Annotated in this window: 20 protein-coding genes; 6 read left to right on the top strand and 14 right to left on the bottom strand. The window is 66.3% G+C overall.

Features of this window, described 5'->3' with window-relative positions; genetic code table 11:
- Positions 1 to 102: 102 nt before the first annotated feature.
- The 4 genes from pheS to rpmI all read right to left on the bottom strand — a co-directional run bounded on the left by pheS (position 103) and on the right by rpmI (position 2,051).
- A complete protein-coding gene (gene pheS / locus L5876_RS11270) occupies positions 103 to 1,185 on the bottom strand; it encodes a phenylalanine--tRNA ligase subunit alpha (protein ID WP_236956457.1) in 1,083 nt (360 codons plus the stop codon).
- Between the two features lie 65 nt (positions 1,186 to 1,250).
- Positions 1,251 to 1,442, bottom strand: coding sequence for a DUF1272 domain-containing protein (locus tag L5876_RS14880; RefSeq protein WP_369281033.1), 192 nt, complete (start codon positions 1,440 to 1,442; stop codon positions 1,251 to 1,253).
- A gap of 13 nt (positions 1,443 to 1,455) precedes the next feature.
- On the bottom strand, positions 1,456 to 1,812 hold the full coding sequence (gene rplT, locus L5876_RS11265; RefSeq protein WP_039712474.1) for a 50S ribosomal protein L20: 357 nt from the start codon (positions 1,810 to 1,812) through the stop codon (positions 1,456 to 1,458).
- Between the two features lie 35 nt (positions 1,813 to 1,847).
- The gene (rpmI, locus tag L5876_RS11260; RefSeq protein WP_039712475.1) at positions 1,848 to 2,051 is read right to left on the bottom strand and encodes a 50S ribosomal protein L35; all 204 of its coding nucleotides are present in this window, start codon (positions 2,049 to 2,051) and stop codon (positions 1,848 to 1,850) included.
- A 290-nt stretch (positions 2,052 to 2,341) separates the two neighbouring features.
- Here rpmI and L5876_RS11255 point away from each other — a divergent pair, with 290 nt between their 5' ends.
- Positions 2,342 to 2,596 (top strand): hypothetical protein, encoded by a 255-nt coding sequence (locus tag L5876_RS11255; RefSeq protein WP_236956456.1) that lies wholly within the window; start codon positions 2,342 to 2,344, stop codon positions 2,594 to 2,596.
- Here L5876_RS11255 and L5876_RS11250 read toward each other — a convergent pair.
- Both L5876_RS11250 and L5876_RS11245 read right to left on the bottom strand, forming a co-directional pair.
- Complete coding sequence (locus tag L5876_RS11250) at positions 2,593 to 3,135, bottom strand: DUF305 domain-containing protein (RefSeq protein ID WP_236956455.1); 543 nt, start codon at positions 3,133 to 3,135, stop codon at positions 2,593 to 2,595. The genes L5876_RS11255 and L5876_RS11250 overlap by 4 nt on opposite strands.
- Before the next feature lie 58 nt (positions 3,136 to 3,193).
- Positions 3,194 to 3,472 (bottom strand): metal-sensitive transcriptional regulator, encoded by a 279-nt coding sequence (locus tag L5876_RS11245; RefSeq protein ID WP_236956454.1) that lies wholly within the window; start codon positions 3,470 to 3,472, stop codon positions 3,194 to 3,196.
- A 43-nt stretch (positions 3,473 to 3,515) separates the two neighbouring features.
- Here L5876_RS11245 and L5876_RS11240 point away from each other — a divergent pair, with 43 nt between their 5' ends.
- The 4 genes from L5876_RS11240 to L5876_RS11225 are packed head-to-tail and all read left to right on the top strand — an operon-like array spanning position 3,516 to position 7,324.
- Entirely contained in the window at positions 3,516 to 4,871 is a 1,356-nt protein-coding gene (locus L5876_RS11240; protein WP_236956453.1) for a TolC family protein, read from the top strand.
- A complete protein-coding gene (locus L5876_RS11235) occupies positions 4,871 to 6,196 on the top strand; it encodes a multicopper oxidase family protein (RefSeq protein ID WP_236956452.1) in 1,326 nt (441 codons plus the stop codon). Before L5876_RS11240 ends, L5876_RS11235 begins: the two co-directional genes overlap by 1 nt.
- Before the next feature lie 23 nt (positions 6,197 to 6,219).
- A complete protein-coding gene (locus L5876_RS11230) occupies positions 6,220 to 6,612 on the top strand; it encodes a copper-binding protein (RefSeq protein WP_236956451.1) in 393 nt (130 codons plus the stop codon).
- A 1-nt stretch (position 6,613) separates the two neighbouring features.
- Positions 6,614 to 7,324, top strand: a complete 711-nt coding sequence (locus tag L5876_RS11225) for a PepSY domain-containing protein (RefSeq protein ID WP_236956450.1) — start codon at positions 6,614 to 6,616, stop codon at positions 7,322 to 7,324.
- Here L5876_RS11225 and L5876_RS11220 read toward each other — a convergent pair.
- The 8 genes from L5876_RS11220 to L5876_RS11185 form a co-directional block, all read right to left on the bottom strand.
- Entirely contained in the window at positions 7,321 to 7,767 is a 447-nt protein-coding gene (locus L5876_RS11220) for a MerC domain-containing protein (RefSeq protein WP_236956449.1), read from the bottom strand. The genes L5876_RS11225 and L5876_RS11220 overlap by 4 nt on opposite strands.
- Positions 7,768 to 7,850: 83 nt before the next feature.
- A complete protein-coding gene (locus L5876_RS11215) occupies positions 7,851 to 8,879 on the bottom strand; it encodes an alpha/beta fold hydrolase (protein ID WP_236956448.1) in 1,029 nt (342 codons plus the stop codon).
- A 145-nt stretch (positions 8,880 to 9,024) separates the two neighbouring features.
- Entirely contained in the window at positions 9,025 to 10,380 is a 1,356-nt protein-coding gene (locus tag L5876_RS11210; protein ID WP_236956447.1) for a hypothetical protein, read from the bottom strand.
- A gap of 24 nt (positions 10,381 to 10,404) precedes the next feature.
- The gene (locus L5876_RS11205; protein ID WP_236956446.1) at positions 10,405 to 10,890 is read right to left on the bottom strand and encodes a peptidase S1; all 486 of its coding nucleotides are present in this window, start codon (positions 10,888 to 10,890) and stop codon (positions 10,405 to 10,407) included.
- Positions 10,891 to 11,109: 219 nt separating this feature from the next.
- Positions 11,110 to 11,649, bottom strand: a complete 540-nt coding sequence (infC, locus tag L5876_RS11200) for a translation initiation factor IF-3 (RefSeq protein WP_369281035.1) — start codon at positions 11,647 to 11,649, stop codon at positions 11,110 to 11,112.
- 120 nt (positions 11,650 to 11,769) lie between these two features.
- Entirely contained in the window at positions 11,770 to 12,750 is a 981-nt protein-coding gene (locus L5876_RS11195; RefSeq protein WP_236956444.1) for a glycosyltransferase family 9 protein, read from the bottom strand.
- 5 nt (positions 12,751 to 12,755) lie between these two features.
- The gene (locus L5876_RS11190) at positions 12,756 to 13,883 is read right to left on the bottom strand and encodes a glycosyltransferase family 4 protein (protein ID WP_236956443.1); all 1,128 of its coding nucleotides are present in this window, start codon (positions 13,881 to 13,883) and stop codon (positions 12,756 to 12,758) included.
- A gap of 94 nt (positions 13,884 to 13,977) precedes the next feature.
- Positions 13,978 to 14,832, bottom strand: a complete 855-nt coding sequence (locus L5876_RS11185; RefSeq protein WP_236956442.1) for an SDR family oxidoreductase — start codon at positions 14,830 to 14,832, stop codon at positions 13,978 to 13,980.
- Between the two features lie 64 nt (positions 14,833 to 14,896).
- On the opposite strand from L5876_RS11185, the gene L5876_RS11180 reads away from it, so the two are divergent.
- Positions 14,897 to 15,562 (top strand): hypothetical protein, encoded by a 666-nt coding sequence (locus L5876_RS11180; protein WP_236956441.1) that lies wholly within the window; start codon positions 14,897 to 14,899, stop codon positions 15,560 to 15,562.
- Positions 15,563 to 16,141 lie beyond the last annotated feature (579 nt).

The following is a 16,141-nucleotide window of genomic DNA, read 5'->3' as shown; positions in this document are numbered from 1 at the left end:
CAGCGCAGCGGACGGAGGGGGGAAGATCCCCCCCTCGCCCCGGACTGGATCCGGGGCACTCCCCCCGCAGGCGGGGGGAGAAATCAGTGGCAGCAAGACACATCAGCTGAGGCCCGTCGCGAGGTTGGCCTGCAGGAGCGGTGAGAAGCCGTAATGCGACAGCCAGCGCACATCGTTGGCGAAGAAGTCGCGCAGGTCCGGCGCGCCGTATTTCAGCATGGCAAGGCGGTCGACGCCCATGCCCCAGGCGAAACCCTGATACTCGTCGGGATCGAGACCGCAGGCGCGGATCACATTCGGGTGGACCATGCCGCAGCCGAGGATTTCCATCCACTTGTCGCCGGAGCCGACCTTCACCGCATCGCCGACGCGCTCATACTTCACGTCCATTTCCGCCGACGGTTCGGTGAAGGGGAAGTGGTGCGGGCGGAAGCGCGCCTCGACCTCGTCGGTCTCGAAGAAGGCGCCGACGAAATCCATCAGCACGCCTTTCAGGTGACCCATATGGGCGCCCTTGTCGATCACGAGGCCCTCGACCTGGTGGAACATCGGCGTGTGGGTCTGGTCCCAGTCGCATCGGTAGACGCGGCCCGGCACGATGATGCGGATCGGCGGCTTGCGCTCCATCATGGTGCGGATCTGCACCGGAGAGGTATGGGTGCGCAAAAGCATGCGTTGGCCGTCGGGCCGCGGCTTGAAGAAGAAGGTGTCGTGCGTGTCGCGCGCGGGGTGGCCTTCGGGGAAGTTCAGCGCGGTGAAATTGTGGAAGTCGTCTTCCACGTCCGGGCCTTCGGCAACGTCGAAGCCCATGTCGGAGAAGATCACGGCCAGCTCTTCCATCACCTGGGTGACGGGGTGCAGCGCGCCTTTCGGCTCGGGCCGGACCGGCAGGGTGATGTCGGCGCGTTCGGTGGCAAGCCGGGCCTCGAGGGCGGCGGCTTCGAGGTCGGCCTTGCGCGCGGCAATCGCGTCGCCGACGCGGTCCTTGAGGCCGTTCAGGGCCGGACCCATCACCTGGCGCTCTTCCGGGCTCATCTGGCCCAGCGAACGCATCATCAGGGAGATCTTGCCCTTTTTGCCGAGCGCTTCGACGCGCAGGGCTTCGAGCGCGGCTTCGTCGGTGGCGGCGTCCACCTGACCGGTCAATTCGGCTTCGAGCGCCTTGATATCGTCCGTCCCGCTCATCGTCTCTTCCCTTCGGCCGCGTTCGCGGAACCGGGTTTACCGGCCCGGTGCGGGAAGGCAAGCCGTCAGGACGGGCGCGCGGGTTTGCGAGTGGGCCGCCGTGTCAGCTCGCCGCCGCAATTCGGGCAGGCGTTGTGATGCGTCTTCTCGGTGCAGGGACCGCAGAAGGTGCATTCATAGCTGCAGATGAAGGCCTCGCCGGAGGGAGACAGAACCCGCCCGCAGGTTTCGCAGGCGGGTTTCATGTCCAGAGCCATCGGCAGGGATGGCTTATTTCAGCGCGGCCTGCGCCTGGTCGACCAGGGCTTTGAAGGCCTCGGGTTCCCGAATGGCCAGATCGGACAGCACCTTGCGGTCGAGGTCGATCCCGGCCTTCGCGAGGCCGTCGATAAATCGGGAATAGGTCAGGCCGTGCGCGCGAACGCCGGCATTGATCCGCTGGATCCACAGGCTGCGGAAGTTGCGCTTCTTGGCGCGGCGGTCGCGATAGGCGTACTGGCCGGCCTTTTCGACGGCCTGGACTGCGACGCGATAGACATTCTTCCGGCGGCCGTAATAGCCCTTCGCCTGGGAGATGACCTTGTTGTGCTTGCGGCGGGCAACGGTGCCCCGTTTGACGCGTGCCATGAGAGTCTCGCTTCTTTGCTCTTAGTCGCCGGGCCCTAGAGGCCGTACGGGATGTAGTTCTTCTTCACGATCTTCGCGTCGGGCGCCGAGAGAGTCTCGGTGCCGCGATTCTGGCGGATCTGTTTCGGAGTCCGCTTGATCATGCCGTGGCGTTTGCCGGCCTGGCCAGCCTTCACCTTGCCCGTGGCGGTGAGCTTGAAGCGCTTCTTCGCGCCGCTCTTGGTCTTCAGCTTCGACATTTCCGCTCCTTTTCCGGCGGCAAGCCGCCTTGTTCGTTTTAAGACCCGGCAGGCATGTCGAAATGGCCCGGCGCGGGTGCTGGTCGTCAAAGAGCGGGCGTCATACCCGCAACACCCGCGCAAGGCAAGCGGGCAAGGGAGTCCGGATCACTCGCGCGGGGGGCTGCGACACTCTGCCTCTGATGTCGCAGGTTGAGCGTACAGGCGGGGTCGTCCATCTCCGCGCCGGGGATTGTTGAGGGAGTTTGTGCCGCCGGACCGGTGTCCGGCCTGTTGGAGGAAGTCCATTCATGTCCCGTGCCATTGCCCTGGCGATTCCCGCCCCCCGCCCGCTCGCTTTCCGGATTCCGCTGATCGGCTGGATGCTGGGCGAGATCGCCCGCAAGCCGGGCGACGGGCTGCGCCTCGCCGCCGTCAATGTGGTCCTGCTCGTCGCTGTTCTTTGCCTGACCATCAGCCCCTGGGTGCTGGTCTGGATCACGATGGCGCTGGCCCCGCTCACGCTGGTCGCGATCATGGCGATGGCCGGCGGCCTGGTGGACTAGGACGGGTCGGGATAGGCACCCGCCTCGAATTCCGGCACCGGGCGGGCTTGAGCCTCACCCTCGGTTTCGGCCTCGCCATTCGCGGCGATGTCGTCGAGCAGCCATTCCATTTCCTTGATCTCGCGGCGCTGCGCCTCGATGATCTCGTCGGCGAGTTCTCGCACGCGCACATCGGAGATGTCGGCGCGTTCCGAGGTCAGGATCGCGATGGAGTGGTGCGGGATCATTGCGCGCATCCAGCTCTGGTCGTGGACGGTCGCCTGGCTGCGCACCAGCCAGAGCGCGAGGACGAAAACGATCGCCCCGCCCGCGAAGATCGCGATGTTCACCCGCCGGCTGTCATACATGTTCAGCATGAAGGCGAGCATGACGATCGCCATGGCCCCGCCCATCATGAAGGTCATGTAGAAGCGCGTTTCCGACCAGTGGACGTGCGAGATGTCGTAGGTGTTGAGGTATTTGATCGCGAACATCACGACCATGGCGGTCACGATCATCGCGGCGAAGATCCAGTATTTTTTCCGGCTTTGCGGTGTCATGTCGAAACTCCCTTGAAGACGGGGAGTCAACGAGGCGCCGGGTGCAGGGTTCCGGGTGCTAGACCGGGCGGCGCAGGACGAGATCGACCAGCTCGTCGAACTTTGTCCGTTGCTCATCGGGGTCGCCGCTGGCGATCGCCCCGGCCACGCAATGCCCGGCATGGTCCTTCAGCACCTCACGCTCGACGCCTGACAATGCGGCCTTCACCGCGCTGATCTGAGTCAGCACGTCGATGCAGTAACGATCCTCCTCCAGCATGGTGACGAGGCCGCGCACCTGGCCCTCGATCCGCTTCAGTCGCTGGATGGTTTTCTGTCTCGGAATGCCGTGTGCCATGGCTCGCTTGTATACCCCTAGGGGGTATGTTAGCAAGCCGCCCATGTCGTTCCGTTTCCTGATCGCCCTCGGTGTTTCGGCCGCCGCGCTGGCCGGTTGCGTCAGCGTGGATGGCGTGGCCGAGCGCGAGCGCGCGCTGTCGGCCGCGGCCAACCACGCCGATCCGGTCGCCCCCTACGATGTGCCGCTGCCGCAAGCCGGCGAAACGCTGAGCGAAGACGGCGCGGCCGCACTGGCGATCGCCCGCAATCCGGCACTTCGCGAGCAACTGGCGGAAGCGGGGCTCGCCCGCGCCGACTGGGCAGTGGCTGTCCTGCCGCCCAATCCCGTGGTGGAGCTGACCTGGTTCAATCCCGAAGGCGCCGGCGCCGTGCTGGACATGGATGTCCGCGCTCCGGCGGCGGCCCTCCTCGGCTATCCGATGCGCCGGGCGGCCGCGCGGGCCGCCTATGACGGCGCGCAGGCCCGGGCCGTGCTGGACGCGATCGACTTCGCCGCAGACGCACGGCGCAGCTGGGTCGAGGCGGTCGCCGCGAACGAACGCGCCGCCCTGCAGCAGCAGATCCTGCAGTCGGCCGAGGCGGCGCTGGTCGTCGCGGAAGAGATCGATACCGCCGGGAATGCTCCCTCCGCCGCCCTCGCACGCCAGCAATTGATGACGCTGGCCGCCCGCACCGATGCGGATGACGCGCGCCAGGCCGCCATGCTGGCCGGGCTGGACCTGGAAGTGATGATCGCCGGAGAGGCCGAATTGCCGGACCGCCTGCCGGATCCGGCACGGGTCACCGTGCCACAGGATGCCGCCGAACGCGCCCTGGCCGCCAGCCTGCCGCTCGCCGCGGCCCGCGCCGAGGCGGAGCGCGCGGCCCGCGCCGCCGGGTATGAGACGCTGGACAGCCTGCTGGGCGCGATGGAGATCGGTCCGGCCTTCGATATCGAGGGCGGAGAGACCGAGACCGGGATTTCCGCCCATCTGGATCTGCCGCTGTTCGGACTGGGCCATCCCCAGCGCGCCGCGGCGCAAATACGGGCGCAGCAAGCCGCTGACCGGTACACGGCACTGGAAGCCGAGATCCGCGCGGCGATCACCGCGCAGGTGTCCGAAATTGAATGGGCGAGCGAACGCGCGCGCTTTATCCGGGAAGAACTCCTGCCGGCCTCGACCCGATCGCTCGACGAGACGATGCGCCAGTACAATGCGATGCAGACCGGTGTTTACGCCCTGCTCGACGCCTTCAATGCGCAGGTCTCGGCCGGCCGGGCCTATGTCGACGCCATGGCGCGCTATCACCGGGCGCGGATCGCCTACATGGCGATGATGCAGGGCGGCAGCCCCGCCGGCGTGCAGATCAATGCGCCAAGCGCCGGAGAAACTGCCAATGCCGGGGAGGATCACTGATGAAACTGTCCCGACGCAATGCGCTTCTGGGCGGCGCCACCGGGCTTGCCGCCGCCGGCCTGATCAGCGGTCAGGCAAACGCCCAGACTCAGGCCTGGCCCGCGCATTCCGCGACCATCCCGGCCGGACCGGCGCAGCCGCCCGGCCAGGGCTATCGCCCGGTCGTGACCCCGAATGGCGCGACCCTGCCCTATCGCGTGGTCGACGGGGTCAAGGTCTTCCACCTGATCGCCGAAGAGGTCGAGCATGAGTTCGCGCCCGGCCTCAACGCGACCTGCTGGGGCTATAATGGCCGGGTGCATGGCCCGACGATCGAAGCGGTCGAGGGCGACCGGGTCCGCGTCTATGTGACCAACCGCTTGCCCGCACCGACCACGGTGCATTGGCATGGTGTGATCCTTCCTTCAGGCATGGACGGGGTCGGCGGGCTCAGCCAGCGCTCGATCCATCCCGGCGAGACCTTCGTCTACGAGTGGACATTCGTTCAGCACGGCACCTTCATGTACCACTCGCACCATGACGAGATGACCCAGATGGCGCTTGGCCTGATGGGGATGCTGGTGGTGCATCCGCGCCGGCGGCGCGGCCCGCAGCCCGACCGCGACTTCGCGATCATGCTGTCGGAATGGTATCTGCCCGCCGGGGCCAGCCGGCCCGATCCGAACCAGATGTCGGACTTCAACATCCTGACGATGAATGCGCGCTGCTATCCGGGCACGGAACCGCTTCTGATCCGGCGCGGCGAACGCGTGCGGATCCGCTTCGGAAACCTGTCGGCGATGGATCACCACCCGATCCATCTGCACGGCTATGCCTTCCGCATCACCGAAACCGATGGCGGGGAGATTCCGGCCAGCGCGCAACACCCCGACACGACCGTGCTGGTCCCGACGGGTTCGACCCGCACGGTCGAGTTCATCGCCGACAATCCGGGCGACTGGGCGATGCACTGTCACATGACCCACCATGTGATGAACCAGATGGGTCACGGCCTGCCGAACCTGACCGGCGTCAATGCCCGCCGGATCGACCGCGCCGTGGGTCAGGTCCTGCCGACCTATATGACGATGGGTCAGGACGGCATGGGCGAGATGGGCCGCCATATCGGCATGGGCCACATGGACGTGCCGGACAATTCCCTGCCCATGGTCGGGGCGGAAGGTCCGCACGACTACATCACGATGGGCGGGATGTTCACCATCCTCAAAGTCCGCGACCAGTTGCCCGCCGACGGGTCCGATCCGGGCTGGTATGACCCGCCCGAGGGCACGATGGCGCGAGCCGCCCGCACGGACGAATTGCGCCGAGACGGCATTGACGTCTAGCTTCTCTCGCGAAAGGACATTCCATGCTTTCCCTTTTTCTGGCGCTGGCGCTCGCCACCACCGATCACGGCCATGACAGCGAAGACCACCATCACGCGGAAACCGCGGAGATGGTGACCTCGACCGCCGTCGCGGACGTGCGTTCTGCCGACGCGGAAGCGCGCACCGCCCTCTTGCGTCACGAGGCGCTGACCGAGATCGGCATGCCGGCCATGGTGATGGAGTTTCATATCGCCGAGGACGTCGACATGGCGTTGTTCGAACCGGGCGCCGCGCTGACCATCACCGCCGTGAATGGCGAGAACGGCCTGACCGTGATCGCTGCCGCGCCGGAAGGCGGGATGGACCACCATGGTGACATGCATCACGGGGATGTGCCCGAGGGTGGGGCCCATCACGGCGAGGGCCACCACTAGGATGGTGATCAAACGCTGGGCCATCCGGATTCACAAATGGGTCGCGCTCGCCGTCGGCCTGCAGATCGTGCTCTGGGTGCTCGGCGGGGTGGTAATGAGCGCGATCCCGATCGAACGCGTTCACGGCGACCACAATATCGCGCCGCAAACGGCCGGCGCGCTTGATCTCGACGGCGTGCTCGCCCCGATGGAGGTCGCCGAGCGCGCCGGTGTGGTGCCACTTCGTGCCGAACTGCGCGACTATCTGGGCCGAACCGTCTACGTCTTCTCGACGATCGCCGGTCCGGTTCGCGTCGATGCGCGTAGCGGCGAGCGCCTGCCGCCCGTCACCGAGGAAGAAGCCCGGCGGGTCGCCCGCGCCGACTATGCCGGCGACGATGAAATTGCCGAGGTGCGCTTCTTTCCCGAGCCGACTTGGGAGTACCGGCGCGAAGGACCGGCCTGGCGGGTCGAGTTCGCCGACGGGGAGCATACACGGCTCTACGTCTCGACCGAGAGCGGAAGCGTCACCGCGCGCCGCAACGATTCCTGGCGCGTGTTCGACACCTTCTGGGCGCTGCACATCATGAATTTCGGTGACCGGGAGGATTTCAACCACCCGCTCCTGATCATCGCGAGCGTGCTGGCGCTGATTTCCTCACTCGCCGGCTTCTATCTCCTCTTCCCGTGGATCGCGCGCCTGACGGGCTGGGGCCGGTCCAAGCCGTCCTAGCGGCCTTCCCCGCCATCGTCAGTACCTTCATCCTCCGGCGCGTCGTCGGGCCAGTGCCCCGCCTTGCGCCGCCAGTTGAAGAAGTGCGCGCCGGCGAGCAGCGTAACCCCCAGAACCGTCACAATGATCTCGACCCGGGTCGAGACCATGTGCGTGGCCCCGACCAGCATCAGCGCCAGACCGACGCCCGCCGCGGCGATGGTCGGCCAGTGGGCGCCGGAGATCGATGCCCCCCAGAACAGGCCGGCAATCGCGATCGGCGCGGCGATGATGAAAAGGAGAAGGTGGACCGCCTCGTCGTGGAAGAAGCCGACAATGGCGTGCGGCAGCAGGGCCGGTGCCGCCACCGCGAGGACGGGCAGGATCAGGCAATGCGCAAGACAGAGGATCGAAACGCCGATCCCCGAAAAGTCGAGCGCGGATTGTTTGAGTTTACGGGTCACATGCGGCGCCTGATCTGTCTCGCATGCGATATAGTGTAACGCCGCAGGCGGTGAAAGTCCCGCCTGCGGCGCTGCGGCATTATTTATTCAACAGGCAGACTGTCCGCGATGAGCGCGGCAAGCGCGGGATCGAGCACCATCTCGCCGAAGACATGCTCGCCGGGCGCTGCACCTTCGGCGCGCATGAAGAAGTGGTCGGCGTCCGGCATCACTTCGATCCGCCAGCCAGGACCGGCGATGGCGTCCAGGGGCGCGCGGTTCATGTCCGGGGACACGTTGGCGTCGATTTCACCGAAAATGGCGAGGACGGGACGTTCGATCGCGGTGAGAGCCGGGCGCGGATCATAGGTGAGAAAGGTGTGCATCTCGGCGCTTTGCATCCGGGCGATCGCGCCATCAAGCGTGCCGTCGGCGCGCAGCACTTCGAGCAGGCCTGCCGCATCGAACCAAGCCGTCACACCGGCCTCGATCGCGTCCATGTCGCGCGCCTCGACCGCATCGACGACCGCGTTCAGCGCCGTTTCGACATTGGCGTAATCGGCCTCGGTCAGATCCGGCAGACCCTGACGCGTCATCGTCACCTGCTGGTCAATCCAGACGTCGCGGCCGGGAAGCACTGGCGGCGCAAGCAGAACGAGACCATCGACCTCCCGCCGGAGGGCAGCAACGAGCGGAGCGATCATCGCCCCCTCGCTGTGACCGAGGAGGATCAGCGGGATACCGCGCGCCTCCGCTTCGATCGCGGCGGCATCGATCATGGCGGCGACATGGGGCAGGCGCTCGCGGAAGTCGGCGGTGATAGCGCCGGTCGATTCGCCCACGCCGGCCTCATCGACCCGGAGGCTGGCGACACCCTCGCCGGCCAAGCCGCGGGCCAACTGGCCGAACATCGGCGAGCCCGAGATCACCTGATCGCGGCCGTGCGGTCCATTGCCGGTAACGAGTACGATCAAGGCCTCGGCCTCGCCCTCCGGCCAGAGCCATTCGCCGGCAAGCACGGTGTCCGTACCGGCTTCGATCCGGGCTGGTTCGGCCCGCGGATCGGCGTTCGCCGACGGCGTGAAGAGCGAGAGAGCCGCAGCGGTTGCCGCGACCGTGACGAATTTCTGCATGACTGAGGTCCCTGTTGCCGGACGGTTGATCCGTCTCCGGCCTCAGGGATGCCGCCCGCGGCATGTCCGGATGCATGTCGGCTGAAAATGCAGCGGGCGGCCCCGCATGGAGCCGCCCGCCAATGTTCGCATTACCGAAAACGGATCAGTCGTTGTCGTAGAAGCCGATCTCGGAAATGTTGAGGATGGCCCGCACCGGATCGCGCTGCGAATAGGTGCCGACCCAGATGTCGTAGACACCGCCCTCCGGGTTCTCGAACAGGATGCCGGGATTGAACCCGCCTTCCCCGCCATCATCATCGCAATACCAGCGGCCGTCCGGACCGTTCACGACGAGCGTGGTGTCCGAGGCCGAGGCGGCCGAGATGTAGAGGTCGAGCGAACCCGGTTCGAAGTCGAGTTCGAAGTCCGGCGAACGCGTCACATAGCCCCGGCAGGCGCCGGTGCCGGTGACATTGCCATAGACTTCGGTGTCCCCGCCCGCCAGCAGTTCGACGGTGTAGGGATCGGGCAGGAAACCGCCCGAAAGCGAGACGTCGCCATAGTTCGACGGCAGCGACCAGTCGAGCGTGCCGCCCTCATCCTCGAATTCCCCGGCAAAGCCGAGTTCGGAGATGTAGAGCGTGGCATCGGGATAACCGCCGGACTGGCTGTAGGTGCCAACCCAGATGTCATAGACGCCCGAGGACGGGTTCTCGATGTGGACGCCCGGGTTCGGGAAGCCCGCCCCGTCGTCGTTGCACACCCAGTTGCCGTTGGGGTCGTTGATGATCAGCGTGGTGTCGGTTTCCGAAACTGCCGAGATGAAGAGGTCGAAGGATCCCGCCTCGTAGGTCAGTTCGAAATCCGGTGCCGCCGACGCATAGCCGACGCAGCCCCCGCCGACATCCTCGCGGACGCTGACATTACCGCCGGCGGAGATCGCGACGGTTTGCGGGTCGGGCAGGAAGCCGGAACGCAGCGAACCCTCGCCGTAATTCGCCGGAAGCGAATAATCGAGGCCACCGCTGCCGCTCCCGCCACCGGACGGGTTCGGACCCATGCCCAGTTCGGAGATGTGCAGAGTCGCGGGCGCATAGACGCCGGACCCGGAATAGACGCCGACCCAGACATTGTAGAGGCCGGACGCCGGACGGGTGATTTCCAGACCCGGATTCAGCGCGCCCACACCATCATCGTCGTCGCAGATCCAGTTGCCGTTCGGGTCGTTGATCACGAGCACGGTGTCACGCTCGGACGTCGCCGAGAAGTAAAGCGGGAAGCTGCCCGCCGAGTAGTAGAGATTGTAGTCCGGCGCGGTCGCGACATAGCCGCGGCAATCCCCGCCGAGCGCGCGCGCATCATTGGTGCCGCCGGCCTGGAGCACGACTTCGTGCGGGTCCGGAATGAAGCCGGAATCGAGCGTGATCGATCCGTAGTGCGGCTGCTGCGCGATGTCCTGTGCGGCCGCCGGCGCGGCGGCTATCGCCGCCGCGCCGAGGGCCATGGCCCAATATTTCATGGTCATTCTCCCCAGCCGCAGCCGTTACTGGCTGTACAGCTCGGAGATGTTGATCTGGGCTTGCTGGTTGGACGCGTTGCCATAGGTGCCGACCCAGATGTCATACAGGCCCGACATCGGCGCATTGAAGCGAACCGACGGGTTCAAGCCGTTGCCGCTGTCATCGTCGCAATACCACAGACCGTTCGGCGCACGCACGACCAGCGTGGTGTCGGCGTTGGAGCTGACCGAGATGATCAGCGGCAGCGACGAACCGGCGGTGAAGTAGAGGTCGAAGTCCGGCGCGTTGGCGATATAGCCGCGGCAGGAGCCGCCGATCGAGGTCGACGCATTGATCGGACCGCCCGAAAGGACGTTGACCCGGTACGGGTCCGGCGTGAAACCGGTGGTCAGCGACACGTTGCCGTAGGTCGGCGCGGCCTGCCAGTTCTGGGCTTCCGCCATGCCGGTCACGGCGGTGGCGAGGAGCGCGGCGGACGCCACGGCGGAGAAGATGGATGACTTGTTCATAACCCTGTCCCTTATGACACATTGCTGCTTTGGTTGGCGGACCGGACCCCCGTCCGACTCCGCGTTTCAACACGTTAGCATTAAACAGGCAGGGGAAGTGAACCTCATCTGAACGGTTTGACCCCGGAATCTTCGTATCCCCGGCGGTTCCGCAAAAAGAACACGCCGGGAAATCACTTCCCCGGCGTGCAATTCATCAATCGTTTCAGCGCGAAGGCGCTAGCGCGGTGCCAGCACCATGATCATCTGGCGGCCCTCGAGTTTCGGCGAGAACTCGACCTTGGCGACGTCGGAGAAATCTTCCTTCACGCGCTCGAGCAGGGTCATGCCGCGATCCTGGTGAGCCATTTCACGGCCCCGGAAGCGCAGCGTCACCTTGACCTTGTCGCCTTCCTCGAAGAAGCGGCGCATGGCCTTTGCCTTCACCTCGTAATCGTGGGTGTCGATGTTCGGACGCATTTTTATCTCTTTGATATCCTGCGTCTTCTGCTTCTTGCGAGCCTCGGTCTTCTTTTTCTGCTCCTGGTATTTGAGCTTTCCGTAGTCGAGGATCTTGCAGACTGGCGGGTCGGCGTTCGGTGACACCTCGACAAGGTCGAGGCCTGCCTCCTGGGCAGCTTCGAGCGCGGCGTCGACGGGCATGATGCCCTGCTTTTCGCCAGATTCATCGATGAGGAGCACCCGCGGTGAGCGGATTTCCTGGTTGATGCGCGGGCCGTCCTTCTTGGGCGGCGGGGCGGCGTGTGGTCGGCGGGCTATGCGTATTCTCCCTGATAGCCTCTGAAGAAAATCTGTGACCGGCTGGCCGAGGATAGAACGCGCGAAAGCGCGTCCGGTGCCATACGGAACCGGGCTGTTATCGCCTCAACCGGCGAAAAATCAAGCGGCACGGGTGGTCTCGTCGAATCCGCCGGCGAAACGCATGGCCTGCATCGCCTCTTCCGGCGTGACCTGGGCGAGTGTCGGCGCGTGCATGATGACGACTGTCGACGGGCCGCGCGGCGCGACCAGGGCGGGATCTTCCTCGCCGCCGGGATAGAGCGCCAGAGCCGGCGGACCGGCGGCGACCAAGAGGTGAAGAAGCCCGGTATCCTCGCCGAACACGAATCGCGCCCGGCGGCCGAGACCCGCCAGCTGAACCAGCTTGGCCTTCCCGGTGATGTCGCGCGCACCCGGGGCGCGCTCGGCGATATAGCGGCCGACCTCGCGGGCTGACGGGCCACCCACGACAGCCGGCGTGATCCGGGCTTCGGTCAGGGCGTGCGCCAGCGACGCCCAGCGTTCCTTCGGCCAGCGCAGGGCCGGCTTCACTTCGTCGCCGGCCGGGGCCAGCAGGGCGAAGGGACCGTTGATGCCGAAATATTCCGGCTCGAGCGTGCGCGAGGTCCGGGCGAGATAATCGACCCAGGACACGTCGGGGCCCGCGGCTTCACCGAGGCGATAGGCCCCTGCACCGAGACCCGCCCGGCCCAGTGCCATCGCGGCCGCCTCGACCGGGTGCGTGCCCGGCTCGGGCTTCGCGGCGGCCTCGATCCATTTCGTACGCGAGAAACGGAACCCGCCTTTGATGCGGCGCGAGGTGTCGTTGCCGACGAGATCGAAGACGGCGACCGGCTTGGCGATCTTGATGCGTTTGACCATCAACCGGCCGGCCGGGCCTTCGGCCAGCGCGTCGGTCTCGATCGCGCCGAACCACGGGCAGTGCTTCAGGAGGCCTTCATAGTCCGGCGTCGTCAGGAGGATCAGGCGTGCGCGGCGATTGGCTTCGTGAATCCGGCGCACGCTCGCCAGACCCCGGATGGTCTCGATGAGATCACCCCAGAGCAGCACATAGATCGTATCGCGGGCGGCTTCCTGCATCGGCGCTACTCTAGAAGGTCGCGGTAGACCTGCAAGGTCGCAGACTGGAGTGAAGCGGTGGTGAACAGCGCGCCGATTCTTGCGCGCCCCGCCGCGCCCATGCGTTTGCGCGCGGCCGGGCTTTTCTGGATGGCTTCCCACATGGCATCGGCGAGCGCGTCGGCATCGCCCGGCTTCACGCGCCAACCGGTCTTTCCGGCCTCCACGACTTCGCGGGCGCCGCCATGGTCGGACACGATCACCGGCTTGCCCGCCGCCGAGGCCTCGGCGGCCGTCCGGCCGAAGGCTTCGGGGTCGATCGAAGGGTTGAGCGCGACATCGCAGGCCGCAAAAGCGGCGGGCATGTCGGCGCAATGGCCGGCGAAGATCACCGAGGGCGCAACGCCGAGATCGTTGGCGAGCGTTTCGAGTTCCTGGCGGAAGTCCTTGCGGCCCTGATCGCCGCCCACCAGGACGAGGTGGGGGACGATTTCGCCGCGCGCCTTGAGTGCGCCCAGCGCCTGGATGGCGACGGTCTGACCCTTCCAGCGGGTCAGCCGGGCGGGCAGGAGGAAGAGAAATTCGCTCTCGTCGACGCCCCAGTCGCGGCGCAGCGCCGCACCGCGTTCGCTGGTCTCGTCTGACGGCGCGAAGCGCTCCGTCTCCACGCCGCGCGGAATGACGGTGATCGGCATCAGCGTGCCGTGTTCCAGGACGATATGGTCGTGGATGAAGTTGGAATTGGCGATCACCCGGTCGCCGCGCGCCATCACCGAATTGTACCAGCGCTTCAGCGGCGAGCGCGCATTGTAGGCGCCGTGATAGGTCGTCACGAAAGGCACGCCGGCCTTGCGCGCCGCCCGAAGCGCGCTCCAGGCCGGGGCGCGCGAGCGGGCATGAACCAGATCGACGCCGCGCTCTCGGATGATCGCAGCCAGGCGGTCGGCATTCTTCCAGATCGTCAGCGGGGATTTCGAAGACAGCGGCAGGCGGATTAATTCGCCACCCGCGGCCTCAAGCTCGCCTTCCATCGCTCCGCCTTCGCTGGCGACCAGCGCGGTGTGACCGTCGCGGGTGAGCGCTTCCGCGATCTCGATCGTCGTGCGCTCGGCGCCGCCGGTGTCGAGATTGGGAATGACCTGGAGGATTTTCATGGACAGGGGCGAAGTCGGGTGCGGGGCGGGAAATTGCAAGGGCGGGCCATCGCACGGATCGACGCCCGGGTCATCTGGTTTTCGAAACGAGGTATCAGAGAAGCGCGGTCAGCCCCTCTTTGTAGGTGGGAAAGCGCGGCGTCCAGCCAAGTTCCCGTTTCGCCTTGAGATTCCGCACACGGCGGCTCTCGGCATAGAAGCCGCGCAGCATGGCGCTCATCTCGGCGGTCTCGAAATCCTCTTCCGGGGGCGGGGCCATGGCGAGCAATTCCGCTGCGAAGGCGACCACGTCCGCGTTCGGGGCCGGCTCGTCATCGGCGAGGTTGAACACGCCGTCCGCATGCGGATGGTCGATGGACAGCGCGAGCGCCGCCGCAATGTCGTCCACATGGATGCGGCTGAAGACGTGGCCGGGCTTCACGATACGGCGCGCACGCCCGACGCGCAGCTGGTCGAGCGCGGAACGTCCGGGTCCGTAGATTCCGGCAAGGCGGAAGATCCGGATATCCGGCAGGGCGGCCTGCCAGGCCCGTTCCGCCGCAAGGCGCAGGACGGACCGCGGCTGGCGCGGGATGACGGGACTGTCCTCGGCGACCCAATCCCCGTCGCGGTCGCCATAGACCCCCGTCGTCGAGAGATATCCGGCCCATTGAAGGCGCGGCATCAGCGCGGCGATATCCGGTCCCAGCGCCGTCAGCACCCGATCGCCATGCGGTTCCGGCGCGGCGCTGATCAGGAGGTGGGTCGCCTCACCCAGCGCCGCACGCATCGGATCGGTCAGGCCATCCTCGGCGGACCAGGCAAGCGGCTCGATCCCGGCGGCGTGCACCTCATCGGCATTCGAGCGCGTCGTTCCGGCGCAGCGAATGCCGCGCTTGGCAAGCAACGGTGCCGTTGCGCGGGCGACATAGCCCGCGCCGATCATGAGGCAGAGACGGTCAGTGGACATGGACGGCGGGGTTTGACCTGCTAGTGTTCATGGCGAGTAAGGGTTCAGCTTGGGATCGGGCGTCATGCGTTATGTAGTGCTTCTTTCCGGCATGGCCGGGCTGGCGGCAAGTCTCGCCGCGCCGGCAGCCGCACAAATCGACTATGCCGCCGAGGAACGGGCCCGCTACGAGGCCTGTCTCGACCGCATCGTGACCGACCCGGAAAATGCCTATGAGGACGCGCTGGCCTGGCGCTATGAGGCGGGCGGCTGGCCGGCCCGGCATTGCGAGGCGCGCGCGCTCGTCGCGCTTGGCGAAACCGAGGAAGGCGCGGCACGGCTCGAAGCCATCGCCTCGGCGCCGGACACGACCGAGCAATGGGCCAAGGTGCTGATGTTTGCCGAAGCGGGCGATGCCTGGCGCGCGGCGGGCATGCCGGCGGAAAGCCGCCGCGCCTATACCGAGGCGCTGGAATACAACAATGAGAGCGCACCGCTCTGGGTCGGCCGGGCGCGCGGCGCGCTCGATCAGGAGATGTGGGCGGCGGCCGAGGCCGATGCCTCCGCCGCGATCCGGCAGGACAATACGCTCGGCGAGGCCTACACGATCCGCGCGACGGCGCGGCTCGAGCTTGGCGATCTCGACGGGGCGCAGCGCGACATGGAAATGGCCCGCCAGATCGACCCGGCGGACATCGACGCCCTGCTTATTCGCGGCCGCATCAACGAGGCACGGCGTACCGGCGGGTAAGTCCTGGTTTTCCTCGCTGCTGACGTTTCCCGGACGGCTTTGCCGATCCGGGATCCAGATTTTCTTGCCAGTCGGGGCCCGATCTTCGCTGCGCGAAACCGGGGAGCGTCAATGGGTAAAACCGGAAAGACAGCATCGTCCTTCCTTCTCCCCATTGGGGGAGAAGGTGGCCTGAAAGGCCGGATGAGGGGTTTTTACCGAGAGTCACCCCCCACCCCAACCCTCCCCCAAGGGGGAGGGAGAGACACGCCATGCTTTTCCCTCCCCTTGAGGGGGAGGGACGCGAGCGGCGGCCTTCAGGTCGACGGGAGCGGGGTGGGGTGAGCGTTCTTCTTCTCTCTGGGGTTCCCGCGCTCCCCGCCTCTACACCGACAGGCCCTGGGAATCCGAAACTTGGTGCCGGCTTCAGGTCCCCATTTGCATGGGGACCCCGGATGTATGCTGAATACTGAATTCCCGGACGCGCATCAGCGCGATCCGGGACCCAGAACCGGCAAAGCGCAGAGGCACCTCAAAGATCGCGCAAACTAACGGGCCGCATTGTCTCCCGAACCGGCCGAGGTCCCCGCTTACGCGGGG

The sequence above is a fragment of the Hyphobacterium sp. SN044 genome (assembly GCF_021864465.1).
In the GTDB taxonomy this organism is placed as follows: Bacteria; Pseudomonadota; Alphaproteobacteria; order Caulobacterales; family Maricaulaceae; genus Hyphobacterium.
This window is presented reverse-complemented; position numbering and strand designations above follow the sequence as displayed.